The sequence below is a fragment of the Streptomyces sp. NPDC006624 genome, assembly GCF_040611555.1.
In the GTDB taxonomy this organism is placed as follows: Bacteria; Actinomycetota; Actinomycetes; order Streptomycetales; family Streptomycetaceae; genus Streptomyces.
Window position 1 is genome coordinate 18,592 of sequence record NZ_JBEXOM010000001.1, and the last position, 15,721, is coordinate 34,312.

Below are 15,721 nucleotides of genomic sequence, written 5' to 3' on the forward strand. Positions count from 1 at the left end.
CTCAGCGTGGGGAAAACGGTGGGGTGCGGCCGCCGCTGGCGGCGGCCTGTGGGGGGCCTGAGCTCTTCCTGGGAGGGGAGTGTGGACGGGATGTGCTCGGGTGGGGTTGGACAGTTTTCGCCCGGACGTTCCCCACGGCTACTCACCGACGTGACAAATTCGGGCTTTGTTAGAACTGACGTCACATCACATCGTGAGCGTGGGCTGGGGCGTACCGGCCGTATCGGACGGAACGGGCTGCTCCGGCTCCTTCCGCCCACGGGCCACCAGAACGCCGCCCGCCACCGCGAGCACCAGCCCCGCCACCCCGGCGCCGATCGGCAGCGTCGTCCCGACCATGCGCAGCATGCCGCTGTCCCGCTCGGCCTGCCGTACCGCCTCCCGCTGCGTCTCGGTGGTGAAGGCGACCTTCCGGCTGTCCAGGAGCACCGCCGCGTCCTTCGTCCCGCCCGGCGCCCGCAGGGTCCGCCTCGGCCCGGTCTGCGCGTACAGCACCCGGCCCGTGGCCTGGTCGACGACCAGCTCGAAGCCGTGGTTGGAGTACCACTCCTCGGCCAGCACCTGCGGCCGCTCCGGCCGGCCCACGAGGGTGCCGGGCACCATCCGGGTGCCGGTCCTGGTCGGCTCCACCGAGCCGGTGAACCGGTACCCGGTGTAGCCCTGCACCTTCTCGGTGCCGCGGTAGCGCAGCACGACCGTGTCGCCGAGGGTGTTGTCCCACCACTGGTAGGAGCGTTTCTGCACGTCGAAGGGGAACTTCAGGTACGCCTCGCCCTCGATGTGGGGCTTCTCGCCGCAGCAGTGCACGGGCCGGGTGGTCCTGCGGTCCATCACCCAGCGGTGCGGCGTGAAGTCCAGCGCGTCGTGCGGGTCGGCCGCCGGCAGCGACTTGTCCGTGTCGACCGTGGTCGTCACGTCCCAGACGGCGTTGCCGCTGCGTTCGCTTGCCTCGACGTTGCCCCGCACCCGCTGGGTCACGGTGATCTTCCGGCCGGGCACCGTCTCGATCCGGTCGGTGTCGAAGACGCTGCCCGTGCCGGTGTAGACGGCGGTCGTGTCGATGTCGATCGGGTTCACCGCGGCACGCGGCTGCACGTACCAGGCCAGCAGGGGCGCCAGCACCAGCAGGAACGTGCCGAGACCCAGCAGGACCAGGGAAAAGGGAGAGGTTGTACGGCGCATCCGGGCACTCCAGTGGCTTGGGACGGCTCGACGTACGGAAAGGCCGGCACGGCGGCGGAAACGGCGCGTGCGGCTGGGCCGGGAACCGTAGGCGGCTCTTGACGGGGTGTCAATGCTTGTCGAGACTGGGGCGGGACAGGCAGGGACGGGACGCCGGGTGGGGCGATCTCCGGACGACCTCCGGACGAATCCGGACAGAGAGGCTGACCCTGCGATGTCCAGACTGCTCGCCGCGGCACTCACCGTCGCGCTGGCCGCCGCCCTCGCGGTGGGCGCCGCGCTCGGCGTGGTCGCCCTGCTCGAAGCCACACCCGACCAGCCGAACACGCCCCTGATCACCTACGAGCAGGCCGGGCAGGGGAGCTGACGGATGACGGCCGCCCGCACCGGAACCGTCACCACCCGCTCGGCCTGGCACGACGTACCGCGCTTCCAGGTGCGCCGCTTCGCGGCGATCGCCATGGCCGAGGCGCCCGCGCTGGCCGAGGAGATCCTCGTCGAGATCCAGCGCGAGTACCCGCACCTGCCCGTCGTCCTCGACGACTCCGGCGAACCCATGGCCCTGGTCGGCATCCGCCGTGCCATCGAGGTCTTCGTGCAGCACCTGGAGCACTCGGAGGGACGCCCGACCGTCCCGCCCGGCGTCTTCCAGGACTTCGGCCGCGGCGAGGGCCTCAACGGCCGCTCCCTCGACTCCCTGCAGGCCATCTACCGCATGGGCGTACGCCTGGCCTGGCGCCGCTTCGCCGACATCGGCCAGCGCGTGGAGATCCCGCCCCCGGCGATGTACGAACTCGTCGACGCGGGCTACGAGTACCTGGACGGCCTGGTCGACCAGTCGGTGCGCGGCTACGCCGAGGCCGCGGCCCGCCAGGCCGGCGAACGCCTGCGCCTGCAACGCCGCCTGATGGAACTGCTGTTGGCCGAGCACCACCGCGGCGACCCCTCCGAGGCCTTCACCGAACGCGCCGCCCGCATCGGCTGGCCGCTGCCGGAGAAGGTCGCGGTCGGCGTCCTGTTGCGCCCGGCCCGCGAGGCGGTGGCCCCCGCCGTGGGCCAGGGCGTGCTGCTCGACATGGAGTACGAACAGCCCCGCATGGTCGTCCCCGAACCGGACGCGGCGGGCCGCCACGAACTGCTGCACCGCGCCCTGACCGGCTGGTCCGGCGCGATCGGCCCGCCCGTCCCCCTGGCCGACGCGGCGAAGTCGCTGCGCTGGGCGGAGGCGGCGGTGCGCCTGATGGAACGCAAGCTGCTCCCCTCGGGCGAGGTCCTGCACTGCACCGAGCACACCGAGGCGCTGGTCCTCCTCCAGCCCGAGGAACTGATCGACGACCTGGCCCTGCGCTGCCTGGCCCCCCTGACCCACTGCGGCCCGACCCACGGCCGCCGCCTCGCCGAGACCCTCCTGGCCTGGCTGGAGACCCGAGGCGGCGCCCCCGAGGTCGCCACCCGCCTCGGCGTCCACCCCCAGACGGTCCGCTACCGCCTGCGCCAGATCCGCGAACTCTGGGGCGACGAGATAGACGACCCGGACCGCCGCTTCGAACTGGAACTGGTCCTGCGGGCGCAGCGGTTGCGGGGGGAGCTGGGGGTGGTGCGGGGGCGGCGGTGAGCCGGGCCGGTGCGCCCGGCGAGGCTCACCGCCCCGCCGTCACACCGCGGCCCGCTCCCTGACCGCGGCCCGCCCGGACGCGGGAGCGTCCAGGTGGGCCACCACCGAGGTGTGGAAGCGGTGCACGGCGTCGTCGACACTGCGGATGAAGCCGGACTCCGCGTTGCCGCGACCGCTGCCCATGCCCTTGAAGAGAGACAGGCGGAACCCGGTGATGCGGGTGGCGCTGTCCTTCGGGAGCAGATCGGCCGGTTCGGGGCGCAGCCGCTCCAGCGTCCCCCGGGGACCGCCCGCCTCACCCTCCACCAGGGTCTCGACGTGCAGGTCCGCCGGGGCCTCGGCGAGACGGCGGATCAGGCGCTTGGCCCAGGTCAGGGGGTAGCCCTGCTCGGGAGCCGGGATCTCCACGGAGGTGCGCAGCTTGGCGGTGCGCAGATCCGCGGTGATGCCGAGCAGTCCGGGCGCGCCCTCGACCCGCAGCTCCGCCTGCAGCTTGCCGTCCACACACAGCTGGTCCGCCAGGCGGGCTCGCCGGGCCCCGGGATCGATGCCGCGCCTGGTGCGCTGAGCGGGCAGCACCTTCTGCCCGAGTTCGCCCCCGAGCCGCAGGCACACCTGGCGAACGAGCCGCTCCCAGCTCTCGACGACCTCCAGGGCGCGGGGGTCCCCCTGGCAGAGGGTCTCGTCATTGATGCCGTTGCGGACCGGCACCCACGCCGAGCCCATGTTCTGGAAGCCGTGGCAACCGGAGTTGTCGTGCTGGAGGTAGTGGAGCAGATCCTGCAGGAGCCAGGTGCGCGCCGCGTTGCCGACACCCTCGTGCCGGATCAGCATCTGTGCCTGATGGGCCACTTCGGCCCACGACAGGTGCCAGAGCGCCACCTGGTGCTTGCGCCGCCGGTCGATCTTCACGTCGACCAGCGGGCTGCCCTCCAGCGCCACGTCGTTCGACAGGGTGATCACGGCCTCGTAGCCCCGTCGGGCCGCGATGTCCATGTAGGCCTGCACCTGGTCCGACTTCAGCGCATTGCCGTTGGTCTTGGTCTCGACGAGTGCCGTCCACAGCTTCCCGGCGCGCTCGACGCGAATCACGCCGTCGGGGCGCCTGGGGGTGTCCCCGTGCGGCAGGGAGACCTCGGTGAAGGTCTCCATCCGGCCGGACGGCGCACCGAACGGGGCGGTGATGCGTCGGCCGAAACGGGGCACCTGGGTCATCACCGACAGGAGCACCGAGGTGGCACGGGTCTCCCGGTCCCGGTCGCTCTTGAGCGTCGAGACCGGAAAGAGCCGGGCCTGCCTCCAGGAGTCGTTCTCCGCGAGGCTCTTCACCGGTGCCCTCGGTGGCGTGACCTTCTTCTTCGCGGTCCGGGGACGGGCCGTCCGCTTCTTCGGAGCGGCTTCCTCGTCGGCCGGCGGACGCGGCGCCGGGACGGCGTCCAGCGGCGCCTGCGGCGGTGCCTGCGGCGGGTCGTCGGGCGTGAGGGAGCCGGCGGCTTCCTCCGCGACCGCCGCCGCGGGCTCCGCCTCGTCGTCCTCGATGTCGACGCCGAAATCCGTCGCCAGTCCCGCCAGCCCGCTCTCGTACCCCTGCCCGACGGCCCGGAACTTCCACTCCTCGCCCCGCCGGTACAACTCGCCGAAGATGATCGCGCTCACCTGGCCGGGGTCCGCGACGACGAAACGCAGGAGGCTCTCGCCCCCCGCGTCGGCCAGCGTCACGCGCACGTCGTCCAGCTCGCCGAAGCGGGCGCCCTCGTAGCGGCTCGCGGCCACGACGATCCGCTCCACCTCGGCCGGGACCGCCGTCAGGTCGAAGCTGATCCGGTCCTCGCTGCCGTCGCCGGTGGGCTCCTTGCCGAGCAGTTGCACGCTGCCGTCGGCGGCCACGGGGTTGTTGTAGAAGTAGAAGTCGGCGTCGCTGCGCACCTTGCCGTTCCCGTCCAGAAGCAGGACGGACACATCGGCGTCGCCCTCCCCGGTCGGGCTGGACCAGCCCAGGCTCACGATCGCGGAGCCGACGTTCTCGCTCAGGGCCGTCAGGGACACGTTCGAGCCCATGGTCATGTCACGCACAGGAAACCCCCCACCTCTGCGACACCTGTGACGTGTCGCACATCGGCACTTTAATGTGCACGCAGCGTGCTCGTGGGGTGCTCGTCGGTTTCCGTCCGCTCCAGGCCTGCCCATTGCCGGGGCATACCTCTATGGCTAGCCTGTGTTCGTCATGCCGATCGCCTGTTGAAATCTCGAACGCGGGCGCTGAGAACACATTAGGGAGGGGGCCGGTCGTGGGACGCCTCGTACCAGCCGTGACCCGGGCTCTCGACATTCTCGAGCTCTTCCTCGACGGGGACGGGACGCTCTCCGCCCCCGACATCGTGCGCAGGCTGCAGCTGCCGCGCACCACCGTGCACGAGCTGGTGACCACGCTCGCCGCCCGGAAGTACATCGTCCCCGTGCCCGGCCAGCCGGGACGCTACCGGCTCGGCGTGCGCCCGTACCAGCTCGGCGCCCGCTACGCCGAGCAGCTCGACCTCGCCGCCGAGGGGCAGCAGGTCGCCCGGTCCGTCGCCGAGACCTGCGACGAGACCGTGCACGTGGCGATCCTGGAGGACACGGACGTCATCTACATCGCCAAGGTCGACTCCACGCACGCCGTGCGGATGGTGTCGGCGGCCGGGCGCAGGCTGCCCGCCCACTGCACCTCCGTCGGCAAGATGCTGCTCGCCTCCCTTCCCGAGCACGAGCTCGCCGCGCGGATCCCCGACGGCGCCGAGCTGGTCGCGATGACCCCCAACAGCATCACCGACCCGGCCGCCCTGCGCGAGACCCTGGCCCGGATCCGCGAGCGGGGCATCGCGGTGGAGAGCCGCGAGTCCAACCCGGACGTCAGCTGCGTGGCCGCCCCGGTCCGCGACCGCACCGGGCAGGTCGTCGCCGCCCTGTCGATCTCCGTGCCCATGATCCGCTGGAGCGAGGAGCGCCGGGCCGAGCTGGAGCAGCTCGCCGTGAAGGGCGCCGCCGAGCTGTCCGAGCACCTCGGCCACCGGAGCGTGGCATGACGACCCGGCCGTACGAGATCGCCGTACGCGCCGAGGCGGAGCTCGGCGAGGGCCCGACCTGGGACGCGGCGTCGGGCCGGCTGCTGTGGATCGACATCCTCGGCTGCCGTGTGCACACCTACGACCCCGCCACCGGGCGGCGCACCACGCGCCGCACCGAACAGCACGTGGGCGCCGTCAAGCCGCGCGCCGGCGGCGGCCTGGTGCTGAACCTGCGCGACGGCATCGGGCTGCTCGACCCGGGCGACGGCTTCCGCTGGCTCCACCGCGAGCCGGTCCCGGGCCGCCGCGCCAACGACGCCGCCGTCGCACCCGACGGCTCGCTGTGGGCGGGCACCATGCGCTACGACGAGGCGCCGGGCGGCGGCACGCTGTCCCGGGTGACCGGCGACGGCACGGTCGAGGTCGTCCTGGACGACGTCGCCGTCAGCAACGGCACGGGCTGGAGCCCCGACGGGCGGCTGCTGTACTACATCGACTCCCCGACGCGCCGGATCGACGTCTTCGACCACGCGGACGGACGGCTCACCGGCCGCCGGACCCTCGCCGTGATCGAGGACGGCGCCGGTTTCCCCGACGGGCTGACGGTGGACGCCGACGGATGCGTGTGGGTCGCGCTGTGGCAGGGCGCGGCCGTACGCCGCTACACCCCCGACGGCGCCCTGGACCGCGTGATCGAACTGCCGGTGCCCCTGGTGACGGCCTGCGCGTTCGGCGGCCCCGGCCTGACCGACCTGTACGTCACCACGGCCCGGGTCGGCCTGGCGGAACCCCCCGCCCTGGCGGGCTCCCTGTTCGTGGTCCCGGCGGCGGGCAAGGGGCTGCCCCAGCCCGCGTTCGCGGGCTAGGGCGCCGAAGGACCGCCCTCCCGGTGTGTGCGGTCCTCCCGCGCGGAGGGCTTCCGGGATGCTGCTCCCACGCGCCGGCTCCCGCCGGCCGTCGAGGAGGAGAGGCCCATGGGCAGGGTGGTCTGTGACATCACGATGTCGGTCGACGGGTACACCGCCGGACCGCACCAGAGCGAGGAACGGCCCTTCGGGGACGACGGCGGTGACGGGACGGGCGACCGGCTGCACGCCTGGATGTTCCACACCCCCGAGGAGAACCGCGCCGAGATCGACCGGCTGAACACGGCCGGCGCGTTCGTCATGGGGCGCAACATGTTCGGCCCGGTGCGCGGCGCGTGGAACCGGCCGTGGAACGGCTGGTGGGGCGAGGACCCGCCGTTCCACGCCCCGGTGTTCGTGCTCACCCACCACGCGCGCGCCCCGCTGCCGATGGACGGCGGCACCACCTACCACTTCGTCACCGACGGCATCGAGGAGGCCCTGGCCCGCGCCCGGGAGGCGGCCGGTGACGGCGACGTCTCGGTCCTCGGCGGCGCGACCACCGTCAACCAGTACCTCGCCGCCGCACTGGTCGACGAACTGCGGCTGCACATCGTGCCGTTCACCCTCGGCGCCGGCACGCGGCTGTTCGAGGGCGTCCCGCCGCTGCGGCTGGAGCAGGTGGCGTCCCGCCCGGCGAGCCAGGTCACGCACGTGACCTACCGCGTGCTGCGCTGAGCCCGGCCCTCAGCCCAGCCCGGCCGCCTTGCGCTCCGCGGGCGTCAGCGGCGGCCCGCCCAGCGGCGGTCTGAGCGGGCCGACCAGCGCCGCCAGCAGCACCGACGGGGCCAGCAGCACCTCGGCCCTGCGCTCCAGCGACGTCACGTCCGTGACGCGGCGCGCGATCCGGCCGTTGCCCGTCGCCGTGTGCATCAGCCGGTCCACGTACGCGGTCACCAGCCGGTCCCGCAGGGTGGGGCCGTGCTCCGTCGCGCCGGGGTAGAACACGTCCTGCCCGATGGCCAGGTCCCAGGCGGCGCCGACCGGGCGGGCCACCGCCCGCTGGATCCGCCGGGACAGCCCGGGCGAGGCCCAGCCGTGCCGCCGTACCGTCTCGCGCAGCAGCAGGGCGCTCTGGGCGGCGACCGCGAGCCCGTGGCCGTAGACCGGGTTGAACGCGGCGAGGGCGTCGCCGAGGACGGCGAAGTTCGCAGGCCAGGACGTCATCTTCTCGTAGAAGTGCCGGCGGTTGACGGTGGTGCGGGTGAAGGACACGTCCGACAAGGGCTCGGCCTGGGCGAGGAGTTCGCCGATCAGCGGATGGCGCAGCTCCTCGCGGGCGAAGCGGACGAAGTCGTCGTTCTCGGAGGAGGGCCGGCCGCCCCGCGTGCCGCACAGGGTGACGATCCAGCGGCCGTCCTCGACGGGCAGCAGGAAACCGGCCCGTCCGGGCCCGCCTTCGCGCCGGTCCGGCTGGATGTTGACGACCGGGAAGTCGGCGCGGGCCGCGGCCGGGGCGCGGTAGAGGCGGCTGGCGTAGGCCAGGCCCGCGTCGACCTCGCGCTGCTCGGCGTGGGGCAGCCCGAGGTCCGACAGCCACTGCGCGGCCCGGGAGCCGCGGCCCGAGGCGTCGACGACCAGACCGGCGGCCAGCGTCCGCTCGGCACCGCCGTCCTGACGGATCCGCACCCCCGTCACCGCCCGGCCCGTGCCCGTGAGGCCCACCGCCTCCGCGCGCTCGACGACCTCGATCCGCTGGTCGGCCAGGACCCGCGCGCGGACCGTCGCGTCGAGCAGGTCCCGCCCGGCCAGGATCACGTGGTGGGACTCGGCCCAGCGCCGGAACCAGCCGTGCGTGCCCAGCGCGACGACGTCCGTGGTGACCGGGCGCCGGTTGGCCCCGGCCTCCCGGAGTTCCGCGGTGATCCCCGGCAGCAGCTCCTCCATGGCCCGTACCCCGCCGGACCAGAGCATGTGGGCGTGCCGGGCCTGCGGCAGTCCCCTGCGGGGGCCCGGAGCGGCGGGCAGGGTGTCGCGCTCCACGACGACGACGCGGCCGGCGACCCCGGCCAGGGCGCGGGCCGCGAGCATGCCGGAGTGGGATCCCCCCAGGACGACGGCGGTTCCGGCGGGGGTGGGTCTTTCAGTCATGCGGGCGCGTTCTCTCTCCCGGGGGCGGCCGCGCGCGAGCGTACCGCCTCGATGTGGTCGCGATGACGCAGGGCTCGGGACACGGCCTGGATCTCCTGCAGCAGATAGGTGGTGTCGGGGCCGGACGGGGAGGCGGCGGCGTCGGTGCGCGGGGCGCGCTCCCGGGCGGCGACGGCGTCCAGGATCGTCACGGCCGCCGCCAGGGCCTTGGCCCGGCCGGGCTCGAACCCGAGGTCCACGGCGGCGGCGTAGGAACGCTCCCGCAGCCCTTCGTCGAGGTGCCGGGAGAGCTGCAGCAGCACGTCCCGGATGTACGTCTCGCGGCGGATCAGGCGCAGTTCGCCGGTGGCGCGGGGGGCGAACGGGGCGCCGCCGCCGTGCACGGTGCGCAGCAGCAGGTAGAGGGGGCGCAGCCGCCGGTGGGCGAGGCGGGTGCGCCAGCGCTCGTGCAGGTACTGGCCGCCGTGCGGGATGATGAAGCCGATCGCGACCATGGTGGCCGACACGCAGGCCGCCGAGGGGGCGACGTAGGTGCTCAGCCAGTCCAGGTCGTGGCCGGTCAGCCGGGCGCCGACGGCGGTGAGTTTGGCGGCGTCGAAGAGCAGGTTCGTCGCATAGCCCACGCCGAGGAACCGCAGGCCCCAGCGCAGCCAGGCGTCGAGGCCGTCGGTGCGCACCCAGTTCCAGATCAGCCGGGCGGTGACCGAACAGGCCACGGTGTGCGCGAGCAGGTAGAGCAGGATCTCCTCGCGCATGAAGGGCGTGTTCGCGTAGTACGTGTCCAGGTCCTGGCGGCGCTCCACGGGCACGTCCGCGAGCCAGAACAGCACCCACAGGGCGACGACCACCCCGGCGTAGGCGAAGACGACCCAGCGGGCGGCCCGGCGCGTCGACGCCGAGCGGTCGGACAGGCCGTTGCGCCAGGCCACGATCAGCAGCAGCCAGGACGCGCACAGCGCCGTCAGCAGCGAGTACACCAGCGGTGCCGCGATGTTGGGCACACCGGTGACGCGGTTGGTCCAGCCGATGACCGACGGCGAGGCGAAGACGAACACCGCGCAGGCGAACAGCAGCAGCCCGCCGACGGCCCGCAGCATCGGGTCCCGCCACATCTTCACCAGGCTGGGGAGCTTGATGACCAGGGCGACGGTGAGCGCCCCGATCGGCAGCCAGAAGGAGACGGAGAACGCGTCCAGGACGTCCCGTGCGTGGCTCATCGCGCGCCTCCGTGCCGCCGGTAGCCCATCGCGCGCCGCACCGGGTCGAGGGCGGCGTCCGTCTCGCTCGGGCCGGAGCCGTCCGCGAAGGAGCGGAACACGGCCGCCAGCCGGTGCCCGAACGCGTCGGCCTCGGCCTCGTCCCGCTCGCGCGAGCCGTCGCGGGCCGCCACCGTCAGCGCCACCGACGTCCAGCCGGGCTCCCGGTCCAGGGCCCGGGCGGCCGCCGCACCCGCGACGTGGTGATGGCCGTGCCCCGCGTGCAGATGCCACAGCTCGTGGCCGAGGATGACCAACTGCTGCACCGCCTCCGCCCGTTCCTCCACGATGACCAGGTCGAAGTCCTGGAACTCCACCCACAGGCCGGTCACTTCGATCTCGTCGGGGAAGCGCTCGAACCGCAGCTCCACCGGCCGTCCGCCGCGCCGCGCGCTCATCTCCTCGCACAGCGCCCGGCACAACTCCCTTACCCCGGCGGGGGACTCGGGTCTGGACCGGACCGCCATGGCGAGTTCGGCGGCCAGTCCGCGCATGGCGGCGCCGCTGCGCGAGCGCCCGAGCGCGGCGGCGACTCGGGCGGCCAGCGTCCGCGCGCCCGCGATGTCCATCGCTCCCCCTTCTCACCACCGGCCGACGGCTTGGCAGCGCGTCCGAGACTACGCGCCCGAAAGTGCGCGCGTCATGCGATCGGACGTCCGGCGTTCAACGGTGAACGACCGCTGCCGCGTGCCCGGTCCGGCCCCGAAACCGGGCCGGGGCCATTGACGCGCGGGCGCTTCGAACCTACGGTCCCGTTCGAAGTCGCGAGCACCATTCGAAATAGCGAACGCATTCTCGTCATCGATCGAGCCAGTGGACCCAGCCGATGGCCGGGCGGCCTGATGCCGGGCGTGGCCCACACGGGCCCGGCAGGGCAGTGGTACCGCGCCCGAAGGGGCGCGGGGAACCGCACGACCGACCCCCACCGGCCCGCGGCCGCCACCGAAACAGAACCACCCACCCCGAAAGGCGACCATGCACACCGCCCGCTTCACCCTCGACCCCGCCTTCGTGGTCGGCGAGGTCAACCCCCGTCTCTTCGGCAGCTTCGTCGAACACCTCGGCCGCTGCGTCTACACCGGCGTCTTCGAACCGGGCCACCCCACCGCCGACGACAAGGGCCTGCGCGGGGACGTCCTCGCCCTCGTCCGCGAACTCGGCGTGACCGCCGTCCGCTACCCCGGCGGCAACTTCGTCTCCGGCTACAAGTGGGAGGACTCCGTCGGCCCCGCCGAGGACCGCCCCCGCCGCCTCGACCTGGCCTGGCACTCCACCGAGACCAACCGCTTCGGCCTGTCCGAGTACATCGACTTCCTGCGCAAGATCGGGCCCCAGGCCGAGCCGATGATGGCCGTCAACCTCGGCACCCGCGGCGTCGCCGAGGCCCTGGAACTCCAGGAGTACGCCAACCACGCCGGGGGCACCGCCCTGTCCGACCTGCGCGTCGCGCACGGCGACAAGGACCCGTTCGGCATCCGGCTGTGGTGCCTCGGCAACGAGATGGACGGCCCCTGGCAGACCGGCCACAAGACGGCCGAGGAGTACGGCCGCCTCGCCGCCGAGACGGCCCGGGCCATGCGCCAGCAGGACCCCGGCGTCGAACTCGTCGCCTGCGGCTCCTCCAGCCAGTCCATGCCGACCTTCGCCGCGTGGGAGGCGACGGTCCTGGAGGAGACCTACGACCTCGTCGACCACATCTCCCTGCACGCCTACTACTGGCCCGAGGACGGCGACCTCGACTCCTTCCTCGCCTCCGCCGTCGACATGGAGTCCTTCATCGACAACGTGGTCGCCACCGCCGACCACGTGGGCGCGAAACTCAAGTCGAAGAAGCGGATCAACCTCTCCTTCGACGAGTGGAACGTCTGGTACCTGCCCGAGTGGGAGGCCCGCGCCAGGACCTTCGAGCAGGACGACTGGCCCGAGGCCCCGCGCCTGCTGGAGGACAACTACAGCGTCACCGACGCCGTCGTCTTCGGCTCGCTCCTGATCGCGCTGCTCCGGCACGCCGACCGCGTCACCGTCGCCTGCCTCGCCCAGCTCGTCAACGTCATCGCCCCGATCATGACCGAGCCGGGCGGCCCGGCCTGGCGGCAGACCACGTTCTTCCCCTTCGCGCAGGCCTCCAGGTACGGCCGCGGGCAGGTCCTGGACGTGCGCGTGGACTCACCCACGTACGGGACGAGGAAGTACGGCGAGACCGACCTGCTGCACGCCACCGCCGTACGCGCCGAGGACGGCACCGTCACCGTGTTCGCCGTCAACCGCGGCCGCACCGGGGCGCTGCCGCTGGAGGTCACCCTCAACGGCCTCGGCCTGACCTCGGTCGTCGAGCACAGCGCCCTCGCCGACGCCGACCCCGGCGCCCGCAACACACTTCACGCGCCTGACCGGGTCACCCCGCACCCGGTCGAGGGCACGGCGCTCCGGGACGGCACGCTGCACGCGGTCCTGGAGCCGCTGTCCTGGAACGTGATCCGGCTGGCGTGACGGCACCGGGTCAACGGCGCCGGGTCAACGGCGCCGGGTCACACCGGTTTCACGGGCACCCCTCCGGCCGCGGCACCCAGCAGCGTCAGCCGCACGTCCCCCGGCCCGGAGGGTGTGGTCCCGTCGGACAGCACGGCGAGCGCCAGTGTGTTGGCACCACGTGTGCGCAGGATCCCGTTCGGCAGCACGAACGTGTGCTGCGGCCCTACGTCGTTGACGTACTGGCCGAGGTTCCAGCCGTTGAGGAAGATCTGCGCCCGGTAGGCCCGGCCGGGATCGTCGTCGAGGACGAGGCCGACCGAGGCGTCCACGCCCGGGTCGACGTCCAGCCGGAAGCCCGTGCGGTACCAGGTGACGCCCTGCCGCCGGTCGGACCGGGGCAGCTCTACGTCCTTCCAGTCCCGGTCGTCGTGCTCCGGCAGGTGCCAGCCCTCGCGCTCCCCGTACAGGCCGCCGTTGTTCATGGGTCCGCGCACCGGGTCGGGCGCGGTGGCGCCCTGGATCCGCCAGGTCACCTCCGGGCCGGCGCCCTCGAAGGTGACGGCGGTCAGGCCGCGCGCCGCCTTGTGGGTGTCGCGCGCCGCGCCGTCCAGGTCGTGCTGCGTCCGCCGCACGAGCACGGACAGCACATGCCGCCCCCGGCCCCGCTCGCGCAGCCTCTCGCGCAGCTCCTCCGGCAGGGTGAAGGCGGCCTTCGCCGTCCAGGTCCCCCGCCGCGCGCGGGCCTTGCCGGGCACCGGCATCCGGTGCGTGCCCAGCGGCTCGCCGTCCAGCCAGGCCATCAGCAGGCCCTGCGTGCCCGTGCTGTAGGCCAGGGACACGGACGTGACGTCACCGTCGCCGGTCCACGTGCCCCGGTACCAGACGTCGCCGTAGTGGAAGCCGTAGTCGTCGGCGAACAGCACGGGCTGCCCGCCGGGCACGGGCGTGGTGCTGAAGGTGGTCTTCCGGTCGGCGACCGTCCACGCCGAGTCGTCGAAGTCCGGCTCGGACTCCGGGTTCTCGGTGCGCCGCCGCCAGCCGTCGAGGGCGGGCAGGGCGGGCCGGGTCACGCCCGGCAGCGGCCGCAGCGCCAGCAGGCTGCCGGAGGCGCTGATCCGGGTGGGCACCGCGCGCCCGTTCCACGTCACGTGGGTGAGGCCGGGCGGGCCCCACACCTCCAGGCCGGTCTCGCCGATGGTGTCGCCGGTCAGGTGGACGGTGGAGCCGCGCAGTTCGGCCGACCGCAGCAGGGCCGGGCCGTAGACGAGGAGCCGGCCGGACGGCGTCTCGTAGGGCCACAGCCGCAGGGCCGTGGCGTCGTCGGCGAACAGCAGCAGCATCGGCGTGTCCACGCCGTCGCCCTCGACGCGCACCCGGCTCAGTCCGCCGGCGCCGAGCGGGGCGCTGACGTTCAGCTTGCCGAGGTTGTAGGCCCAGGCGGGCTCCGCGTCCAGCCGCATCGGCGTCGGCTCGTCCGCGCACTCCAGTACGACCTGCGCCAGATCGCCCCGGCGCCCCGCGAACACGGCGATGTCCTGCCGCCCCGCGGTCAGGCTCAGCATGGGCTGCACGGAGGAGTACACCAGGGTCCGCCGCCCGAGCCTCAGTCCGGTGGCGATCAGCTTGGCGTCCCGCGCCGGGACGGTCACCGGCACGTCGATCCCGGCCTGCGGCAGCGTCGAGGAGACCGCCTCGCCGGTGTCGTTGCGCAGGACGTAGACATGGGCGCCGGTGTCGGGGTTGACGAGGTGGTAGACCTTGATCCGCCCGTCGGTGGCGCGCACCTCCTTCGCCTGCTCCAGCCGGGCCAGGTCGGGCACGTGCCGCAGCAACTGCCCGATCTGGTGCATGGAGGCGAGCTTCGGTGTGGCGTTGCGGGCCTCGTCGAAGGCGGCCCCGTAGTCGTACGAGGTGTAGACGGCCGGGGCGGGCAGCCAGCCCCAGGAGGTGCCGCCGTACGTCATGTAGACGTTGTGCAGCGTGATGCTGTTGGCGAGGTGGGTGAGGTAGACGCGTCGTTCGTAGGCGGCGTCCCGGGTGCGGCGTGCCTCGGCGTACCCCTCGCCGCCCGGCTCGGCGCCGCCCCACGGGTCGGGCCGTCCCCCGCCCGACTCGGGCAGGAACCCGGGCGTGCGCGCACCGGCCGCGGCCCCGCCGGCTGCGACGTGCCGCCAGTCGGGCGGCACCCGGTCCGGCTCGGGGTCGCCGCCGAACCCGTACAGCCAGCGCCCCTTCTCGCCGCGGGTGTCGAACGAACCCGGGGCCCAATGCCCCGCGCGTGCCGTGTCGTTGTGGAACAGCGGCACGTCGACGCCGTCGGCGCGGACCTTCTCGTACAGGTACGCCATGTAGGCGCGCCCGGCGGACTCGCCCGCGTGCGCGTCGTAGCCGTTCTCGATCTGGTACAGCAGCACCGTGCCCGTGCCCCGGGTGAACAGGCGCCCCGCGACGATGGTGTTGACGGCGGTCAGCCACTCGTCGACGTAGCGCAGATACGTCGGGTCGGAGGTGCGGGCCGTGCCCTCGGTGGCGGTCAGCCAGCCGGGGAAGCCGCCGGCGTCGACGTCCGCGCCGATGTACGGGCCGGGCCGCACGATGACGTACATCCCCGTCTCCGCGGCCGTCCGCAGGAACAGGTCCAGGTCCCGCACACCGGTGAAGTCGTAGCGGCCCGGGGCGGGGGAGTGGTAATTCCATGCGACGCAGACGCTGACGGCGTTGTAGCCGTGGGCCCGCATCTTCTCCAGCACGTCCCGCCACAGCGACGGGCTGGGCAGCCGGAAGGGGTGCATCTCGCCCGACCAGAGGACCAGCCGGCGGCCGTCGACCACGAGGGAGTGCCGGTCGAAGGCGACCTCGTGCCGCATGCCGTCCGCGTGCGGCACCGGCGGGGGCGGGCCGGTGCGGACCGGGCGGGCCGGGTGGGCGGAGGTCGGCGACCCGCTGCCGGTCAGCGCGAGGCCGAGCGTCGCCGTACCGGCGAGAGCGTGGAAGGTACGCCTGCTGAGCTCCAAGGGAGCGCCTCCTGTGTACGCCGTGCTGTGATGCCGCGTGCGGCGTGGTGCCCCGCAGGGTGCCCGCGGGGGTCGCGTGGTGCCGCGTGGTGCCGCGAAGTGCCGCGTGGTGCACCTTATGCGCCTGGGGACACCGCTCGCC

Annotated in this window: 12 protein-coding genes; 6 read left to right on the forward strand and 6 right to left on the reverse strand. The window is 73.4% G+C overall.

Translation table 11 applies throughout. From position 1 onward, the window contains the following. Positions 1 to 186 precede the first annotated feature (186 nt). Positions 187 to 1,182, reverse strand: coding sequence for a DUF3068 domain-containing protein (locus ABZY20_RS00090; RefSeq protein WP_356434274.1), 996 nt, complete (start codon positions 1,180 to 1,182; stop codon positions 187 to 189). Positions 1,183 to 1,396: 214 nt separating this feature from the next. Here ABZY20_RS00090 and ABZY20_RS00095 point away from each other — a divergent pair, with 214 nt between their 5' ends. Beyond that, complete coding sequence (locus ABZY20_RS00095) at positions 1,397 to 1,549, forward strand: hypothetical protein (protein WP_010042314.1); 153 nt, start codon at positions 1,397 to 1,399, stop codon at positions 1,547 to 1,549. A 3-nt stretch (positions 1,550 to 1,552) separates the two neighbouring features. After that, positions 1,553 to 2,797 (forward strand): helix-turn-helix domain-containing protein, encoded by a 1,245-nt coding sequence (locus ABZY20_RS00100; RefSeq protein WP_356434277.1) that lies wholly within the window; start codon positions 1,553 to 1,555, stop codon positions 2,795 to 2,797. A 39-nt stretch (positions 2,798 to 2,836) separates the two neighbouring features. Here ABZY20_RS00100 and ABZY20_RS00105 read toward each other — a convergent pair whose 3' ends face one another. Next, positions 2,837 to 4,861 carry a TerD family protein gene (locus tag ABZY20_RS00105; protein WP_356435963.1) on the reverse strand — a complete coding sequence of 675 codons (2,025 nt, stop codon included), beginning with the start codon at positions 4,859 to 4,861 and terminating at the stop codon, positions 2,837 to 2,839. A 224-nt stretch (positions 4,862 to 5,085) separates the two neighbouring features. Between ABZY20_RS00105 and ABZY20_RS00110 the strand changes: the two genes are divergently transcribed. The 3 genes from ABZY20_RS00110 to ABZY20_RS00120 all read left to right on the forward strand — a co-directional run bounded on the left by ABZY20_RS00110 (position 5,086) and on the right by ABZY20_RS00120 (position 7,424). Beyond that, positions 5,086 to 5,859, forward strand: a complete 774-nt coding sequence (locus ABZY20_RS00110; RefSeq protein WP_356434280.1) for an IclR family transcriptional regulator — start codon at positions 5,086 to 5,088, stop codon at positions 5,857 to 5,859. Further along, positions 5,856 to 6,707: an SMP-30/gluconolactonase/LRE family protein gene (locus ABZY20_RS00115; RefSeq protein ID WP_356434283.1), complete on the forward strand. Its 852-nt coding sequence runs from the start codon at positions 5,856 to 5,858 to the stop codon at positions 6,705 to 6,707. Before ABZY20_RS00110 ends, ABZY20_RS00115 begins: the two co-directional genes overlap by 4 nt. A gap of 108 nt (positions 6,708 to 6,815) precedes the next feature. Continuing rightward, positions 6,816 to 7,424: a dihydrofolate reductase family protein gene (locus tag ABZY20_RS00120; RefSeq protein WP_356434285.1), complete on the forward strand. Its 609-nt coding sequence runs from the start codon at positions 6,816 to 6,818 to the stop codon at positions 7,422 to 7,424. Between the two features lie 9 nt (positions 7,425 to 7,433). On the opposite strand, the gene ABZY20_RS00125 is transcribed toward ABZY20_RS00120, so the two are convergent. From ABZY20_RS00125 to ABZY20_RS00135, 3 genes are read right to left on the reverse strand one after another with little or no spacing between them, the layout of a single operon-like run. Continuing rightward, positions 7,434 to 8,837, reverse strand: coding sequence for an FAD-dependent monooxygenase (locus tag ABZY20_RS00125; RefSeq protein ID WP_356434288.1), 1,404 nt, complete (start codon positions 8,835 to 8,837; stop codon positions 7,434 to 7,436). Beyond that, on the reverse strand, positions 8,834 to 10,054 hold the full coding sequence (locus ABZY20_RS00130; protein WP_356434290.1) for an MAB_1171c family putative transporter: 1,221 nt from the start codon (positions 10,052 to 10,054) through the stop codon (positions 8,834 to 8,836). Before ABZY20_RS00130 ends, ABZY20_RS00125 begins: the two co-directional genes overlap by 4 nt. Continuing rightward, complete coding sequence (locus ABZY20_RS00135) at positions 10,051 to 10,662, reverse strand: toxin-antitoxin system, toxin component family protein (protein ID WP_356434293.1); 612 nt, start codon at positions 10,660 to 10,662, stop codon at positions 10,051 to 10,053. The genes ABZY20_RS00130 and ABZY20_RS00135 overlap by 4 nt, the downstream gene beginning before the upstream one ends. A gap of 406 nt (positions 10,663 to 11,068) precedes the next feature. On the opposite strand from ABZY20_RS00135, the gene ABZY20_RS00140 reads away from it, so the two are divergent. Then, positions 11,069 to 12,583 (forward strand): alpha-N-arabinofuranosidase, encoded by a 1,515-nt coding sequence (locus ABZY20_RS00140; RefSeq protein ID WP_356434296.1) that lies wholly within the window; start codon positions 11,069 to 11,071, stop codon positions 12,581 to 12,583. A gap of 38 nt (positions 12,584 to 12,621) precedes the next feature. Here ABZY20_RS00140 and ABZY20_RS00145 read toward each other — a convergent pair whose 3' ends face one another. Next, a complete protein-coding gene (locus tag ABZY20_RS00145) occupies positions 12,622 to 15,579 on the reverse strand; it encodes a beta-galactosidase (RefSeq protein ID WP_356434299.1) in 2,958 nt (985 codons plus the stop codon). Positions 15,580 to 15,721: the final 142 nt, after the last annotated feature.